Genomic DNA, 16315 nt, shown 5'->3' with positions numbered 1-16315 from the left:
GAGACGCACTCGCGTTCGGGGTTCGCCAGTCGCTGTGAGTTCGGGAAACCCTCCTGCAGCGCTGGCTCACCGTGCGGGGGTCAAGAGCGTTGAGGCCACTGCGGAGCGTCCTCGTCCGTTCTTTATTAGTGACGGGCTAGAAGCCCGTACCACAAGAGAAAGGTGGTTATTTTTTTATTTGGAAATCTCTAGTTGTTAGGAACTTCCAAACTTCCAACTTCCAAATAAAAAGATCTCCCAAAATTTCTTGTGGTGTGGGGCGTCCTCGCCCGCCACCAGGATAGGACGGGCGAGGACGCTTTGCAATCATTTGGACAATTGGTATTGTTTCTTGGAAGTTCCTAAGTTGTTAATGGTGCAATTAGCAATTGTCAATTAGCCATTAGCACCTTTCTGATATATACGTACTAGAACGTTTACCAAAAATGGTGTAACGGTTGTCGCGCACTTGTTCGTAAATGCGATCGCCTACCCATTTGACTCCTGGCAATGCACGATAAGCATCCACAAAGATACTACCATTAGGTAGAATTTTTCCAATTTCTTCAGCTGCAGCGCTGCCTTGCCAGCGTCTTTCTGGATTGTTTGCATCTAGAAGAATCACACCTAATTCACAATTGCTTGGAGTAATACCCCATTGTGAAATCCTTTGCTCATCCTGCATGGGAATATAGCGAAACAATTGTCCCGCGTCTAGGTTTTCCAGCATCTGCACGAACGTAACACAGAGATTGCAATTGCCATCGTAAACTACAAAATAACTCATCTGAAATTACCTGGGTATTTTAACGCTTAGTGTGTTAATATTTTTAACATTAAGTATTTCGCTTTTCCATACAGCATTCTTAGCTGTATGGAAGGGCAAATATAGCGTAACGCAATTAGGGCTTACGTATAGTCCCCCTTTTTAAGGGGGGTTGGGGATCTCGGCATCGCGTGAAATTCCCAAGTACCGTTGAGGTTGCGTAAGTCCTAACAATACAAGCAATCGTTTCTGGGGAAAAAACGATGCCACAGGAGAAAATCATATGTGTCAATTTTGCTCGAGAAGACGCATATGCACAAATTCTACCGCGATCTCCTCTTGCCTCGAGCTACAGTGCCAATTGGGAATGTATTCGTCTAGATCATCACTTGCAGCCAGCTCATGAGACTCCAGAACACAGTCCCCAACAGTACGCGCTCGGCATTAGCTTGGAAAAACAGACATTTAACGCCAAACGGGTGTTGAATGGTGACACTCGATACGAACGTGTTAATTATGGCGATGTCGCAGTGATTCCAGCAAACACCTATCATAAATTCACTTGGGACTCAGAAGTCGAATTTTTGGTTCTCAGCTTGGAAGAGGTGATGTTTACCCGCGCTCTCTATGATTCGGTAGATTTGCATCAGCTAGAAATACTACCCCATTTTGCTACCCCAGATCCGTTAGTTCATCATATAGGGTTGGCACTGAAGTCAGAACTAGAATCCCAGGGTAAAGGTAGCCGTATTTATATAGAATCTTTGGCAACAACTCTGTGCATTCACATTCTCAAGCAGTATGCTGTCTCTTCTACAAAGCTTGCTACACAAACAGAAGGTCTCTCAAATATTAAATTACGACAAGCTATTGAATATATAAATCAAAATTTAGAAAAAGATTTAACTTTGACTGAAATTGCTGCAATTGCAGGCATGAGTATTTATCATTTCTCAAGGTTGTTTAAACAATCGACAGGATTTTCTCCCCACCAATATGTTTTGAATTCTAGAATAGAAAAATCCAAAAGATTGTTAGTAAAAACAGAAGAAGCAATAGATCAGATATGCCAACAAGTAGGCTTTCAAAGTCAAAGCCACTTTACAAATGTATTTCGTAAATTAATTGGCACGACACCAAAGGCATATAGAAAACAAGTGAAAATTTAAAAACCAGTTCTTTTGTCCAAAGTCCAAGCAAGTAGATACACCTTGTTCTTTGACTTATATCCCTACAGTTTAGAATGCAACTCTCAGGAAGCTGTTTTTCCTTCACAACTCAGTAAACTCAAATACGTCATGAGTACCTCCACGCAAGACAGATTCGGTGTGTTTGCCTTGCAAGCGTTTGCCAACGATCTGTTCTATTGCGCCCCAAATAGCGCCTAAAGTGTAGGTACATTGACGGGTCGAACCTTGGGGTTCGTTGGCTGAGCATAAAGTTTCTGCCGTGTAAACTTTGATAGTGTTGCCTTCAGACAGAATTTTATCGATGACGCAAAGGCGCGTACCATCATGACCTAAAGCGAGTTTAAGCTTGTGGGCAATATCTTCTAATGAAATATTTGTCCCTGTCAAACCCAATTCATGTGCTAACTTTTTACCGCGATTGCGACCTGCTGCAGTTAATGCGATCGCTGTTGTTTTTTCCCCTAAAGTTTCTTCCATCCCCTCAATTGCTGCCTTAAAACAGATAATACTGCTAAAATCTCCTAATGTCGGACGTAACATCAATTATGCTCCTACAAATGCACTTTTTTAAGCGAGCGTTCTACACTTTTTCTTATTAGAACTATATAGTTCTACTGTTTTATTGTAAGAGGACAATTATAAAAAAAATCTTAAAATAATCTTTTGAGTTGGAAACAAAAATCTTTCACACATCCATGCCCCATGCCCATTGCCCCATTTTCAAGCTAGAGTTGGAGTGACTCATATTGGTAATCTAATTTGAAACCGAGTATCTCCGGGCTGAGAAAACAACCGAATATCGCCCTGATGCTGTCCTACGACGATGCGATAGACAAGATGTAAACCTAAACCAGTTCCCTGTCCCACACCTTTAGTTGTAAAAAATGGTTCAAAAATGTGAGATTGAATCTCCTGAGAAATACCCGCTCCATTGTCTGCAATCTCTACAAACAAAAAGTCATTTTCACAACTTGTACGAATCCAAATTTTAGGGACAGGGGATCGGGGATTGGGGATTGGGGGCTGGGATGATTTGTCTCCAGTCCCCAGTTCCCTATCCCCAGTCTTCAGTACTAAAGCATCAATTGCATTATCTATCAAATTAGTCCAAACTTGATTGAGTTCATTCCCATAAGCAAAGATGCGTGGTATATCGCAGTCAAACTCCCGAATAACTTCTACATTAGTCTGCTCGATCTTATGATTTAAAATTGTTAAAGTGCTTTCAATTCCTTCATGTACATCTATTTCCTGAAGGGGTGCTTTATCCATGTAAGAATAATCTTTAACTGCTTCAACGAGAGTAGAAATTCGTGCAGTACAGTGCTCTATCTCATCTAACAAACCAGTCTCTTGCAACGTAACATTTATCCAAGCCAGAATACTACCAAGTAACCCTTCACCAACATTTTTTCTAATATTTTCTAACCAATCAATATCTAGACCTGATGTTACAAAAGTGGGAGCAAGTTTCCACGCATTTGTTACAGCATATGTTTCTAACCATTGCATGAGTTCTTCCTCTAAATCGCTCTGTGCGATCGGATCTAGTTTTGTTGCATTTCTTGCACGAGTTACAGCATCTTTCTGCAACTCTGCCACAAAAACTTTTTGCTCCCAAGTCATTTGTTGCTGGTTGAGCTTAATTGTCAGTGGTTGCAACACCTGTCTTGTTTGACGCAGTTGACCCGCAGCCCTACGACACGCAGAAGCAGGGTTATTCAACTCGTGTGCTAAACCAGCTGCTAAAGTACCTAGTGATACTAACCTATCACGATGTTGTGATATTGTCTGTACTTCCTGCAAACGTTCTGCCATTGTCCTTAAAATTGAAGTCATGACGCAAGTGCAGCTAGAAAGCATTTCCCAAAATATTTTGTTAGGTAATTCAAAAATATGACAGCGAGTGACAGCGCGACCGCTTGCCCAAAAGTATTCCTGACCCATTAAAACAGGTAATTCTCCAAACAGAGTTTTGGCATCATAAATGGCTAACAAAATGTCTTGATTGCCAACTTTCTGCGTAATTCTTATTTGACCTTCAAGCAATATAAAAACATGGTCAGCAGGGTCACCCTCAGAGCGATGAATCTCACCAGGTTGCCGCCATACTTCCACCCCTTCATCAAGCAACCATTGTAACTGTTGATTTGATAGTTTGGAAAAGAGAGGAACTTCACGTAAAGCGTTGATATCTAACATGACTGGTTATTTATCATTTGTCACTGGTCACTGGTCACTGGTCACTGGTCACTGATTATTGGTAAACGAATTTGAAAGCAGGTATGACCTTGTTGAGATTTAAAGCTAATCTTACCGTGATGTCTATTAACAATAATACGATAGGCAATTTCTAAACCTAATCCAGTCCCTTTCCCTACTCCTTTAGTTGTAAAAAATGGTTCAAAAATTCGGGATTGAATTGCTGGGGGAATACCTGCTCCTGTATCAATGATTTCTATCACAAGGCAAGTACTATCTTTATAAGTGCGAATTGTCAAATCTCCTTTGCCATTCATTGCATCTATGGCATTGTCAATCAAATTTGTCCACACTTGATTCAGTTCACCTGCATAAACACAAATTTTTGGTAAAGTGCGATCGTAATCGCGGTTAACAATGACTCCGTGTTTAATCCGATGATGCAGGATAAGTAAAGTATTTTCAATTCCTTCGTGTAAATCTATTTCCTGTAAAGGTGCTCGATCCATATAGGAATAGCCCTTAATTGCTTTTACTAAATCGGAAATACGAGTTGTGCTTTGTTCTATTTCATCGATCAGCCCATAAGATGCCAATGACGCTTCTAGCCATTTTAGAACACTGCCAAGACACTCACGAGGTATATTGTCGGCAAGAAAATCAAGCTTTTCAACATCTAAAAAGCCATTAACTAATGTAGGAGCTAGTTTCCAAGCATTGCCGATATCATGGTCTTCCAACCAGTCTGTAATTTCGTCTTCTTTATCGCTTTGAGTTAGGGGATCGAGTTTAGCCGCACGAGTAGCGTTATCTGTGGCTTGACGTTGAATATCGGTAATTATTTTAATTTGCTCTTTGGAAAGTAAATTAAGTTTTAGAGATATAGTTTGTAAGTCTTGAAAATTCTCGCGCAATTGGCAAGCCGCCCGTCTCGCTGCAGCCCCCGGATTATTCAATTCATGAGCAAGACCTGCAGACATTTTACCCAATGCTGCCATCTTCTCTTGTTGCCTGAGCTGTGCTTCTACATCTTGAGTACGTCCTGCCATAGCTGTTAGTATTGTGTCAGCCAAAGGCGAACATTCGGCAAGGATATGCCTGAACATATCGACTTCAATTCGCAAAACTCGACTGGGTGCGATCGCACGGGCGGTGGCTATAGAAGTTGCATTAGTCAGCATGGAAATTTCACCCATGAATTCTCCAGCGCGGTGAACAGCAAGCACTCTCGTCTCGTTACCAACTTGCTTTGCAATTTCGATTTCACCTTCAAGGACGACATGAAAGCAATAGTTGGAATCCCCTTCATGAAAAAGGACATCACCTAGATTAAGTTCTATTTCTGTACCGTGCTGCTTCATTTCCTCCAAAGCTTCATCTGGTAACTTAGGAAAAAGCGTCATTTGATTTGGATCGTGCAGCATGGCAACTCCTTTATCAGAATATTTTTAATTACCAAAGTCGCTGAATTGGATAGGCATCAAAGGCTGAATCAGCACTTCAATTCAGGTACTTGTTCGACAATAGCTTGTGCAATTAAAAGTCTATCAAAAGGATCGCGATGGTGAAAAGGAAGAGTAGTAACAACAGCAAGATGGTCGATTGAGATGTTTAGCAAAGAGAAGTCGTTTAAATTGAGTTGCTGCTCTATAAATTCCTGAAATGGTTTGTTAAAACTAAGCTTACCAGTGCTTTGCTTTATCGCTATTTCCCAAAGACTAGCTGTACTAAGTAGCTTCTCATTATCTTCATCCTCCATCAGTAACCTTATTTGATTGCTAATTTTGAGTTTCCAGTGAAGAACCAAATAAAGGTGTGAGTATCAAGTAGTAGCTTCATCTAAACCTCCGCGATATACCTCACCCTAACGACGGGTGGAGTAGTTTACTACATATATTCCTTAAAGTCCTCTAATGGTTCGTCAAAATCCTCTGATACTGTAATCAAGTCTTTAGCGCTTCCAAATAGGGGACGACGCTTGACAGATGATACTAGAGTGAGTTTGACAATCGGCTGATTGTCTTCTGTGATGACAATTTCTTCTCCACTCTTTACAGCTTCAATTAATTCCGCTAAATTTTGAGATGCTTCGACGAGAGTTATTTCCTGCATGGTTGTTACCTCTTAGCTTATAAATCAATTTTGACACTGGAATTATCGCCCCGTAGTCAATCAATCTTCCATAAATCTTTCAACTGTAGGCTTTATAGGAGCATTGCCAAAACTAAATGCAACATCATAACCGATTCGCATAGTAAATAATCTGGCGTTTGGATTCTTGTGCTTTAAACTTAATGCTGATTCTACACCAGTTTGATCGATTCCATATTCGCCAGTTTCTGCATCAATGACAATCATCTTGCCAATATTATCCCTATGCTCGACCTTTTGACGAATAAAGCGCTCGTAAAACTGTTTGGCTCTTTGGGCAACTTCCTCGACAGTCCAAAAAATAGCCTGCATAATTTCACCTGCTTTTACCTACTATTTTTCATACTCTCATTATAGATACGTGCTTTGCAAGTAGGGAATAGAAGCGCGATCTCAACGAAAAGCGCCAAGGGCGGTGGAAGGCAAATTGGGTTTAGTTCGCTTTATCCCAACTTAAAGAGGAACGTAGTGTTTATTGTTGCGGTGGTGGACTTCCGCCATTGCGGTCGCGCAAGTAATTTAGTATTTGATTGATTGAATTTCTGAATTCTTGTCGGTCGAGCGCGGCTTGCTGACGGTCTTGGGCTGCCTCCTCTGCTAATCTATTGATATTGCGGGTAGTTTCTTCAGTAAGATTTTTGACAGTTTCTTTTAGTTCCTGGATGTTGGCTACTAGTACATCAATGTTACCGTCATGTTGTGCAATTGTTTCATCATGCTGGGCGATTGTTTCGTCATGTTGTGCAATTGTTTCATCATGCTGGGCGATTGTTTCGTCATGTTGTGCAACTTTTTCGCCAACGTTAACAAATAAGGTTTCTAACCTGCTTAAGCGTTCTTCTATAGTTGGTTGATTTGTGGTCATTTCTCCTTACTTTCCAATTCTTTGATTTTTTCTAATGCTTTATCTAACTGATTACTGTGTACCAACTCTCCTTTAAGAATTTTGTGTACTATTTCGTCAATGGCACTAGCGTTACCACCTTTTTTAAGCCAAGCTACTGTCTACAACTGAGCGAAAACGTCAGAAAACATTTAATTTATGTTTAAGTGAAGTCATGACAATAATTATTTATCTTTATCACTCATCTTATAGAAACTCAGTTAGAGAGTTGAGACGAATGGGCAGAGTATTTTGCTTTCATCCACTAATGTCTGTCATGTGATCCTGAGCTTCTGTTCGTCTAGAATGTATCAAAGAAAGATATGAGTGTCTATTAACAGCCTCATTACATATAGTCCTGAAAATCCTCTAACGGTTCATCAAAATCCTCTGAAACTGTGATTAACCCTTTAGCACTACCAGCCTTAGCTGGCCAACGTTTTTTAACTGGTGCTACAAGCGTGAGTTGGACAACGGGCTTATTGTCTTCTGTGATGACAATTTCTTCTCCACTCTTCACAGCTTCAATTAATTCCGGCAAGTTTTTAGATGCCTCAGTGAGAGTTATTTCCTGCATGGCTGTTACCTCTTACTCATAAATTAATTTTGACATTAGTTTTTCTAAAATGCCAAACAACTCCATTTCTAAAAGGTTTTTGTGAACCAGAGTCTTATCTTATCTGTCCAACGACCAAAACGAAAGATTGGGAATACTATTGAGAGCACTCTCGACTCAAAACAAGTTTTCCATTGGGAAGTTGATATACCCCTTGTGGTTCGATAATCGGGTCGCCTTTCTGCCACTGACGAATCACTGAATTGTCAGATGGGCGAGTACTGCTCGGTACACTACGCACGCTACCAGTAGAATAAAGCGATACTGATGCATCTCCAGGACGGTTAGGCAAGCCACCAGAACCCGTAATGACAAAAGTACCTTTTTGTTGATTGCTACGCGCAATGCAGCTACTTGCAATCAGGGCGTTGGTATCAATTGAATTGTCTGGTAACTCCGTCAGGCTGTTTTGGATAAAGCTCGTGTCAGGTAAGCTAATAATTCCAGATAGCGCTCCACTAGCATTAATGTCCACGCGATTATTATTATCTAAAGTTTCAGGGTCTGTACCTTTTGGAGCAGGTTTGTAACCCGAACCGAAGAAAGCTGGAGTATTAAAGATAACGTCGCCACCTTTACTATCACGAGCAAAGGCAAGGATGTCACTGTCATCAAAGGTGATGATCGAGTCAGCAGTTAAGGTAATATTTCCACCACCGCTTGCGCCACTAGAAACATTTGTTCTAATATCGCTGTTGCCACGAAGCCGAATATTTTTAGCAGCGATCTCAATATTGGACTTTGGACAAAAAAGTGTGTTCGCGGAGGTTTTACGCGAACACTAGCATCATGAGTTTTATTTATATTTTTCAGCTTCTTCTATCAAATCGGCTGAAAGAAAGAAGTAAAGTATCTATTGCTCGTTGTAGTCCCTCTATTTTGGCTCTGGTTGCAACTTGCTCAACTGCTATCAGGTAAGCGTTGCTACCAGCTTTTCCTAAATGTTTATATTTAGTATACTTTCCTTTGATTTTCGTAGGAAAGATCGCCCGATTTGCTTGTAGTTTATAGTACCAGTATTCCCCCCTTTTCCCTTTGGCTAAGTAGCGCACTATCCAACACCCAGGTGGTGCAACCAAGCCAGTGGCTTGAAGCACTTTAATTTCTGACTCTAAGCGCTCTATTGTACGAAGTAATTGGTGAGTACGTGTGGCTAAATCATCTTGTCTATTGACTTTGGTATCTTTCAACATAACAAAAGCATCCGAGTGTTCGCGAACTTTATCCGCGACTATAATCTCAAAAAGAGATTTATCATTGGTCTGTTGTTATGAGTCAATAGTAGACCATTAAATCACAGATTCATTTCTCAAGTGTATATTGTTAGAAAAATAGCCATCAGTATCTCAATACGTAGTAATATGAAAATTCTCATGTATTGGAATACTGATAGGCTATGTTAAAAATAAATCATAATCAATTAATAGCGCAATTTCAATCGTTTAGACAACAACTACGGGATTGCTTTGAGTCCTATAGTGATAGTATTATAGATTTACTTGATGCTTTAGCTGGTAATTCAATTGGTTCTAGTTCAGTTGCAGAGTTATCTTTAAGCCCTTTGTTCCAAAGAACCTATAACTCCATTTATAAAGCGATCGCGCTTTTCATTTCATACCAAGAATACAGAACAAGAACCATCACAACAGCTTCAAAAGCCGATTCAACAACTTCTTCGGACGGTAGCTCAGTTGATTCCGAAACCCCTTGTTCGCCGTTTTTACTTGTTCGCAATTGATACCACACCTTCCCCTCGTCCCTACGCAAACACGCTGCCAGAGCGCGGGTATATTTACCAACCAAATACAGTTAAAGGTAATAAACCGATTAACATTGGTCACTCATATTCTATTGTCTCAGTCCTACCGGAGAAAGATGCTTCACATCAAGCTGCTTGGTCGATTCCATTATCAGCAGAGCGAGTCACACCTGAAACTGGTGGTACAAACCTGGGGAGTACACAAATCAAAGCAATCTTAGAGGATAAATCTCTTCCTTGGTGTGACCAATTGTGTGTTTTAGCTGCAGACAGTACTTACAGCCAACGTTCATTTTTATTTGAGCAGTGCAAACACCAGAATTTAGTGGTAGTAGCTAGAGTTCGTAGTAACCGAGTTTTCTATCAGTCTCCGATAGCACCCAGTGACGATACCCCAAGACGTGGTTGTCCAAAAAAATATGGTTTACGGTTTAGTCTTACTGACTCCGACACTTGGCATACTCCTGATGAAATAACTACTACACAACATCTTACCCGTAAGGGTCGTCAACTAATAGTAACGATACAAGCTTGGCATAACATGTTGATGCGGGGGACTCACCAGGAAAAAATGTATCGTCATCCCTTTACCCTCGTGAGGATTAGTGTGACTGATGATACGAGTACTCAGGTGTGGAAACCAATGTGGTTAATCGTGAGTGGTGACCAACGCCAACAGCTAGAGTCAACTGTAGCATACTCTAGTTACAGACAACGGTTCGATATTGAACATATGCTGCGATTTGGAAAACAGCGTTTACTGATGACTCAGTTTCAAACTCCAGAGGTCGAACATGAGGAAAATTGGATACGGCTAGTCATGCTCGCCTACGTACAGCTATGGGCTGCAAAGGACTTAGCTTGTTACTTACCTAAACCTTGGGAACGTTATTTAAAACCCATCTGTGATACAATCATGACTCCCAGTACGGTGCAACGTGATTTCCAAAGAATTATTTCGGAGATTGGTAAACCTGGACATTCTCCCAAACCCCGAGGAAATTCACTTGGGAGGGTAGCTGGTCAAACTCAACCAAAACGATCTAAGCATCCTGTCATCAAAAAAGGAAAAAAATCAAACCAGCTTACTGAGAAAGCTGCGTAATTTTTCTGGTTATACGGTTGTTTGACTCAGCTACCTTGTGGACTGAGGTAGAAAAGTTACGTCCTTATTGTTGTTTGCGTAAATTATTCGCGAACACTCTTTTTTGTCCAAAGTCCAAATTGCTATCTACTCCAGCTATAGTCAACCTGTTACGGACATCAACACTCACATTACCAGCATTGCCACGCCCACCAGCCAAGGTATCAGAGACACCGCGAACAAGTGTTGCTAGTTGTGCGCCATTGGTAAGAGACAGTGAATCGGCTGTAATCTTAATATCACCACCATCGCCTACTGCTCCTGCATCTACAGCACTAAACGCGGCGCTGCCTAATCCGCCACCTGCTGTCCCATCAAAGGAAATTGCTCCCCTTGTTGTGAGCGCGATCGTTCCTGCTGTGCCTTGTCCAGAAGTGCTGGCAGCCAATTGAGCGCCATTAGTTAATGAAAGTGAGCCTGCTGTAATGTTAATGTCACCCCCATTGCCCACTACACCCTGACCTACACCCGTCCCAACTCCACTAAAGAATGTACCACTTGCCCCATCCATCCTCACTGCATCACGGACATTGATATTTACATCCCCTGCATCGCCACGTCCCGCAGCTAAGGAACCCGAAGCTTTGTAAACGCTAGTTTGCAATTGTGCCCCGTTGTTTAACGATAGCGAGCTTGCTGTAATATTGATACTGCTCCCATTGCCTACCCCTCCTGCTTCCACACTGCTGAAGATAGTCGTATTTCTACCAGCCAGAGATACTGCTTCATCTGCTTGCACAAATACACTCCCTGCATCTCCGGAACCAAAGGTACTAGCAGATATCTGCGCGCCATTTGTCAGCGAAAGAGTCCCTGCCGTAATATTGACGCTACCTCCATTGCCTACCCCTCCCGCCTGAACATTGCTGAGAATGGTAGTACCAGCTAGAGAAACAACTTCATCTGTCTGCACTAATACATTCCCCGCGTCTCCCCGCCCAAAAGTAGCACCGGCTATCTGAGCGCCATCAGTTAGAGAAAGCGAGCCAGACCTAATGTTGATATTACCGCCTTTGCCTACTGCTCTATTCTGTAGAATGTTGAAGATAAAACCGTTTGCAATTTTGACGGAACCTGGAACATCAAGCGTAATGTCTCCTGCACGACTATTGACTGTTCCTGAATCTCTCCTAATGCCTGCGCGTAGGAAACTGTTTCCAGAAAGCTCTAAATTCTGAGCATTGATTGACCTTCAGGGTAGCAGTAACATTTTACGCAAAGTAGCCGGAAACTTAGGCATCGACCTAAGTAGACTGGGTAGGCGGTGCTTGGCCACCGCGAGAAGAGTTAGGTTGTGGACAACCAAATCTAATTCAACTCTGAAGAATCACCGTGGCTTCAGCCCGGTGAGTTAGTCAATTGTTAAAGTTTAGAGAATTTATCCTTTGCCGCTAACGAGCGATTTGGCACACTCATTACCCGAACAGCAACTACACGGCAGCGATCGCTCTGCCGAAGCCAAACTTAGATCGTCCGGTGTTGGGTAATTTAGCTTGCGAAACCTTGCAAGAATTTGGTTTTAGCCGCAGGATACTTCTGGGTGACTTGCTCAAGCGCGTGATTAGCTTGTTCTGGATCGGGAAAAGGCAGCGAAGCAGGAGGCAATGTGCGTGCCTCTGCGGGCACAGTCGTCGCCATAATCGTGTACTCAAAACCTGCGGGCACATATGTATTGAGTAATCGCGCCGTTTCCGAGTCGATTTGAAAAGCGTGTTTGGTGCCTCGTGGAATTGACACAAACGATCCGGCGGTTGCTTTAATCGGCTGGTCTTCTACAAAGAAGGTCGCTTCGCCTTCTGTGAATGTAGAAGGTTTCATCTGCCGCTTCATGGATGTGAGGCGGTGCTGCCGGACCCTGTGGCAATAGTTCTTCTATACAGGAATACTGTCCATCCGTATCTTCGGCAGTTGCTAGCACGATCCAGAGAATGCCCATACCCCAGTAAGCGCGACCTTCGGCACTATTGACTTGAAAAGATCGTGGCTTGTTTTGTGCGTTCATTTATGAATCCTTATGGCGGAAAGGGAGTAGCTCGAACTTAGAGGGTCGCGATAGTGAAAAAGAAGACAGGTTCTGAAACCCACGTAGGTGGGTTTCGCTTGTATAGCCGCGACTTCTAGTCGCAAAGGCATTTCCAAATATTCTCTAACCTATACCGGAGAATTTACAATGACTAACTTAACATTACCACTGCAATTACCATCTTTATCATCCCAATAACGACACTTGGTAACTATATACATCAGCCCAGATTTTATCCGAATATCTGTAAACTCGATCTCACCCCAAAACTTAGAGGACTGCATAGCACGTCGAAAAGAACTTTCAAAATTAACAATGTAGATATCGGGTAGCTGTTTAGCCCAGTAATCGGCCATAGTCCACGACCGAAATGATGCCATTAGCCTCTCTTTCACCGATTTAGCTATGACATAATACATCATTTGATTGTAGCAAATATTGAACTCTACTGAATTAAAATGACCCGTGTCATCAATATAACATGATTCAGGTATCGAGAATTCACATCGTCCTATTACACGTCCCCCATCCTGAGGATCGCCCTCTTGAATCACCTTGGCAGATTTAAGGTACTTGCAATTAGCTTTATAAGGCTTAAGCACTTCTGGCAGTAAGATATCATCATTATTGAGATGGATACTATTGAGTTTGACGCTCTGTTGACCTGAATCCTGAAACTTCAACATAATGCTTTCTCCTGATTAAATGACTGAGATGTTTTGAATACAGTCCTAATACAACTGCCTATAACTCATAAAAAGGATAGCGATCGTGTAAGGTTAATCGAAATGTGACCGCCGGTTCCGAATTTGCCGCATAGTGAGCACAATGGACTAGAGAGCGATTATCCCAAATCCGCAAATCCCCTAACTCAAATTCATGATGTTCGATTAATGGATACTTAAAACTCTTGTCTAGCTGACCGGAATGAGCCAACAAGCTTTGGAGAACACTTATATCTTGTGGCTTTCCCTGAGAATCACCTATTTGATAGGTAAACCCCTCAGTGATGTAGAGGATTGTTTCTCCCGTGACGGGGTGAGTAAAGGTCGTTGGATGCTTTGAAGGAGGAGTTACCCGCTCGATCTCATCGAGTATTTCCGAAATCGGACGATAAACATCTTCAGGACGAATCTTAAAATAACGTCTTACACTGTGATAACAACTCGACTCATTAGCAATTGATTTCAGGTCATCTGGCAAACCTTGATATACCTTAGACATATCAATAAAGTAAGTGCCACGATCCTTACTAGGAAGGAGCTGAGGGTATACCATTGAAAATGCAAATGGCTTCGGCATAAACGCATAATCGGCATGCCAAAACTTCCCTGTCTTCGGAACTCCAATTTGCTGACCATTCTGGGAAACATTGGAGGAAACAAAAATCTCTTCCCTTTCTGGATGGTGATACATTGGCTGATAGTATTTTTCTATCTCCCCAAGGCGATACCCAAAATCGCAATACTGATGAGGCGATAAATCTTGCTCCTTGATAACAACAATTTTGTGCTCGTATACAAGTTCCTTAAGATCCTGAATATCTCGATCTGAGGCAGTTTTGTTATTAAAGTCGTAAACGAAGACCCCCATTCGCTTATCGTCTTGATATTGAACTTTCACGGTTTCCTTCCTTGCTATATTAAGATTTACAAAAAGTGTTTCTTTCAGGGCTTACACAACTTCAACGTGCAGATCCCCCCATCTCCCCCCAACCCCAGAGGGGACCCCTAGCCCCCCTTTTTAAGGGGGGCTTTGCGTAAGTCCTATCTTTAAAAAAATATGGTTTCGTACAATCGCGTTGCTGGTAATAAAGCGCATAGTCAATTAATCTTACGTACTGATGGATTTGCTGCCAACAAAATACTCGTAGTCAGCATGATGCTACCCGCAACAGTGAAAAGAATTGTCAGATTTAAATTAACTAACAAACCAGCCACAGCAAAGGAAAAAGGAGCAACACCAAAGGAAGAAAACATTCCCAAACTCATAACTCTTCCTAATATTTCAGGTGGGGTTTGTTTCTGAACCCAGGTAATTCCTACCACAGTGAAAAGACCACTGCAAAGCCCCAATATAGCAATTGTTATACTAGCTAGTGCGATATTTGGTATAAAGCTCAGTAGAAATAGACCAAAGCCTTGTATACTAGCAATACTTAGTAGTAAAGCTCCAATTTTTGGAAGATTTTGGAGAAATTGAGGTATGAGTGTCCCTAATAACCCACCACCACCCCAAGCTGATTGCATTATCCCTAAAGCTACTGCACCGCCTGGAAAGCGACTATGAGCTAGTGAAGTTATGCCAACTTGTAACGGACCGATAAAAAGAAAATTTAAGATTGCTAATACCAGCAAAACTACTCTGAGAGCATGATTATGCCATACGTAGTAGAGTCCTTCACCCATACCAGCTATTAAATTAATACTTTTTTTAGTGGGAGTAAAATTTTGATTTGATTCCCCATTCAACACTGTTGCTTTTGGTGCCGTCTCCTTCATCAGCAAAAGTGTTATAGTTGTAATCGCGAAAGTGACGGCATCAATTGCAAATGCTGTCTCAATACCACTAGTTGCAATCAGCAAACCACCTAAAGCTGGTCCAATTAGTAAAATCAGTTGGGAAGTTCCTTGGCTCAAGGTATTACTTACTACCAACTCTTCTTTCGGTACAAGACTGGGTATAATTGCTTTAGATGCAGGTATAAACAAGCCATCAAAAATTCCGAAGCTAGCAGCAAATAAGTAAAGATGCCATGGTTGTGTTATTTTAAGTGCAACGATTATTGTAAATAAAACGACTAGCAAACCACGTAAAACATTGGAAACAAACATGACTAATCGTGGTGAGAAGCGATCGCTGAAAATACCACCAAATAGCATTAAAACAGCACGGGGAATTGCTGCTGTCATCAACACCGTACCTAAGGTGATACCAGAGTTAGTTAACTGTATTGTTAACCAAGGCAATGCTATTAAGTAAAACTGGTCGCCCAGAAGTGAAACAGTTTCACCGATGTACAGGAGTAGGAAATTGCGTATAGTTAGTGGTTTCCAAAGAGGAACCCGATTCTGACGCGAAATTGTTGATTTTTCCATAAAGATTATGCCTTACCAGAAATCCTTTGATAGAGACATAGCTTACCACGTCTCTACGCAATTTCCCGCAAATGCTTAATTGACACGACGTTGGTAGCCTTGCCAATATTTTTCCCGAATCTTGCCTTTTTGCAATTTACCACTTGGCGTTCTTGGTAAGGATTCAGTAAACTCAACGCTTCTAGGTAACTTAAAATCGGCAATTTTACCCCGAACAAAATTAATAATATCTAGTGCGGTTGCTTTCATCCCTGCTTTTAAAACAACAATCGCTTTTATAGTTTCTCCAAAATCTTCATCTGGAACACCAATGACTGCTACCTCACTAACTGCTGGATGTTCGTATAAAATATTTTCAATTTCTGCTGGATAGACATTCTCACCACCATAAACAATCATATCTTTAAAGCGATCGCAAATGTAAATGTAACCTTCTTCGTCAAAATAACCAGCATCACCAGTATGAATCCAGCCATCTACCAAGGTTTTTGCTGTAGCTTCAGG

20 protein-coding genes and 2 pseudogenes are annotated in these 16315 nt (G+C 41.6%); 4 read left to right on the top strand and 18 right to left on the bottom strand.

All coding sequences use genetic code 11. The annotated features are described in order from the left end of the window. Positions 1-199: hypothetical protein (locus ACKTT2_RS03225; RefSeq protein WP_407883914.1), on the top strand; the 199-nt coding region annotated here is incomplete at its 5' end. 183 nt (positions 200-382) lie between these two features. On the opposite strand, the gene ACKTT2_RS03220 is transcribed toward ACKTT2_RS03225, so the two are convergent. Beyond that, positions 383-766, bottom strand: coding sequence for a thiol-disulfide oxidoreductase DCC family protein (locus ACKTT2_RS03220; RefSeq protein WP_407883912.1), 384 nt, complete (start codon positions 764-766; stop codon positions 383-385). A 242-nt stretch (positions 767-1008) separates the two neighbouring features. Between ACKTT2_RS03220 and ACKTT2_RS03215 the strand changes: the two genes are divergently transcribed. Next, positions 1009-1914 carry an AraC family transcriptional regulator gene (locus ACKTT2_RS03215; protein WP_407883910.1) on the top strand — a complete coding sequence of 302 codons (906 nt, stop codon included), beginning with the start codon at positions 1009-1011 and terminating at the stop codon, positions 1912-1914. Positions 1915-2016: 102 nt separating this feature from the next. Here ACKTT2_RS03215 and ACKTT2_RS03210 read toward each other — a convergent pair whose 3' ends face one another. The 7 genes from ACKTT2_RS03210 to ACKTT2_RS03180 all read right to left on the bottom strand — a co-directional run bounded on the left by ACKTT2_RS03210 (position 2017) and on the right by ACKTT2_RS03180 (position 7153). Continuing rightward, positions 2017-2475, bottom strand: coding sequence for a hydrocarbon-binding protein (locus ACKTT2_RS03210; RefSeq protein WP_407883908.1), 459 nt, complete (start codon positions 2473-2475; stop codon positions 2017-2019). 201 nt (positions 2476-2676) lie between these two features. Further along, positions 2677-4137: an ATP-binding protein gene (locus ACKTT2_RS03205; protein ID WP_407883906.1), complete on the bottom strand. Its 1461-nt coding sequence runs from the start codon at positions 4135-4137 to the stop codon at positions 2677-2679. A 41-nt stretch (positions 4138-4178) separates the two neighbouring features. Further along, a complete protein-coding gene (locus tag ACKTT2_RS03200) occupies positions 4179-5561 on the bottom strand; it encodes an ATP-binding protein (RefSeq protein ID WP_407883904.1) in 1383 nt (460 codons plus the stop codon). A 68-nt stretch (positions 5562-5629) separates the two neighbouring features. Further along, a complete protein-coding gene (locus tag ACKTT2_RS03195; protein ID WP_407883902.1) occupies positions 5630-5896 on the bottom strand; it encodes a type II toxin-antitoxin system VapC family toxin in 267 nt (88 codons plus the stop codon). Positions 5897-6024: 128 nt separating this feature from the next. Continuing rightward, positions 6025-6249 carry a type II toxin-antitoxin system Phd/YefM family antitoxin gene (locus ACKTT2_RS03190; RefSeq protein WP_407883900.1) on the bottom strand — a complete coding sequence of 75 codons (225 nt, stop codon included), beginning with the start codon at positions 6247-6249 and terminating at the stop codon, positions 6025-6027. Positions 6250-6309: 60 nt separating this feature from the next. Then, positions 6310-6600 carry a hypothetical protein gene (locus tag ACKTT2_RS03185; protein WP_407883898.1) on the bottom strand — a complete coding sequence of 97 codons (291 nt, stop codon included), beginning with the start codon at positions 6598-6600 and terminating at the stop codon, positions 6310-6312. Positions 6601-6760: 160 nt separating this feature from the next. Continuing rightward, the gene (locus ACKTT2_RS03180; protein ID WP_407883896.1) at positions 6761-7153 is read right to left on the bottom strand and encodes a hypothetical protein; all 393 of its coding nucleotides are present in this window, start codon (positions 7151-7153) and stop codon (positions 6761-6763) included. Between the two features lie 130 nt (positions 7154-7283). Here ACKTT2_RS03180 and ACKTT2_RS52305 point away from each other — a divergent pair. Next, positions 7284-7388, top strand: a pseudogene (locus ACKTT2_RS52305) (IS982 family transposase); the annotation flags it as partial. A 129-nt stretch (positions 7389-7517) separates the two neighbouring features. Here ACKTT2_RS52305 and ACKTT2_RS03175 read toward each other — a convergent pair. From ACKTT2_RS03175 to ACKTT2_RS03165, 3 genes are all read right to left on the bottom strand, one after another. After that, a complete protein-coding gene (locus ACKTT2_RS03175) occupies positions 7518-7748 on the bottom strand; it encodes a type II toxin-antitoxin system Phd/YefM family antitoxin (RefSeq protein ID WP_407883894.1) in 231 nt (76 codons plus the stop codon). 136 nt (positions 7749-7884) lie between these two features. After that, positions 7885-8262: a hypothetical protein gene (locus ACKTT2_RS03170; protein WP_407883892.1), complete on the bottom strand. Its 378-nt coding sequence runs from the start codon at positions 8260-8262 to the stop codon at positions 7885-7887. 334 nt (positions 8263-8596) lie between these two features. Beyond that, the gene (locus ACKTT2_RS03165) at positions 8597-8980 is read right to left on the bottom strand and encodes a hypothetical protein (RefSeq protein ID WP_407883890.1); all 384 of its coding nucleotides are present in this window, start codon (positions 8978-8980) and stop codon (positions 8597-8599) included. 203 nt (positions 8981-9183) lie between these two features. Here ACKTT2_RS03165 and ACKTT2_RS03160 point away from each other — a divergent pair. Next, a pseudogene (locus ACKTT2_RS03160) lies at positions 9184-10651 on the top strand (NF041680 family putative transposase). A gap of 64 nt (positions 10652-10715) precedes the next feature. Here ACKTT2_RS03160 and ACKTT2_RS03155 read toward each other — a convergent pair. The 7 genes from ACKTT2_RS03155 to ACKTT2_RS03125 form a co-directional block, all read right to left on the bottom strand. Then, the gene (locus ACKTT2_RS03155) at positions 10716-11603 is read right to left on the bottom strand and encodes a hypothetical protein (protein WP_407883888.1); all 888 of its coding nucleotides are present in this window, start codon (positions 11601-11603) and stop codon (positions 10716-10718) included. Between the two features lie 575 nt (positions 11604-12178). Continuing rightward, entirely contained in the window at positions 12179-12508 is a 330-nt protein-coding gene (locus tag ACKTT2_RS03150) for a cupin domain-containing protein (RefSeq protein ID WP_407883886.1), read from the bottom strand. Further along, on the bottom strand, positions 12447-12692 hold the full coding sequence (locus ACKTT2_RS03145; protein ID WP_407883884.1) for a cupin domain-containing protein: 246 nt from the start codon (positions 12690-12692) through the stop codon (positions 12447-12449). The genes ACKTT2_RS03150 and ACKTT2_RS03145 overlap by 62 nt, the downstream gene beginning before the upstream one ends. Before the next feature lie 149 nt (positions 12693-12841). Continuing rightward, positions 12842-13399 carry an FcoT family thioesterase gene (locus ACKTT2_RS03140; protein WP_407883882.1) on the bottom strand — a complete coding sequence of 186 codons (558 nt, stop codon included), beginning with the start codon at positions 13397-13399 and terminating at the stop codon, positions 12842-12844. Positions 13400-13457: 58 nt separating this feature from the next. Continuing rightward, the gene (gene scoE, locus ACKTT2_RS03135) at positions 13458-14336 is read right to left on the bottom strand and encodes a (3R)-3-[(carboxymethyl)amino]fatty acid oxygenase/decarboxylase (protein WP_407883880.1); all 879 of its coding nucleotides are present in this window, start codon (positions 14334-14336) and stop codon (positions 13458-13460) included. Positions 14337-14536: 200 nt separating this feature from the next. After that, positions 14537-15811 carry an MFS transporter gene (locus tag ACKTT2_RS03130; RefSeq protein WP_407883878.1) on the bottom strand — a complete coding sequence of 425 codons (1275 nt, stop codon included), beginning with the start codon at positions 15809-15811 and terminating at the stop codon, positions 14537-14539. A 75-nt stretch (positions 15812-15886) separates the two neighbouring features. Further along, positions 15887-16315, bottom strand: a 429-nt coding sequence (locus tag ACKTT2_RS03125) for an AMP-binding enzyme (RefSeq protein ID WP_407883876.1), incomplete at its 5' end; no start/stop codon positions are given.

It is taken from the genome of Scytonema hankhaensis NUACC26 (genome assembly GCF_045865695.1).
Classification (GTDB): domain Bacteria; phylum Cyanobacteriota; class Cyanobacteriia; order Cyanobacteriales; family Nostocaceae; genus Scytonema.
This window is presented reverse-complemented; position numbering and strand designations above follow the sequence as displayed.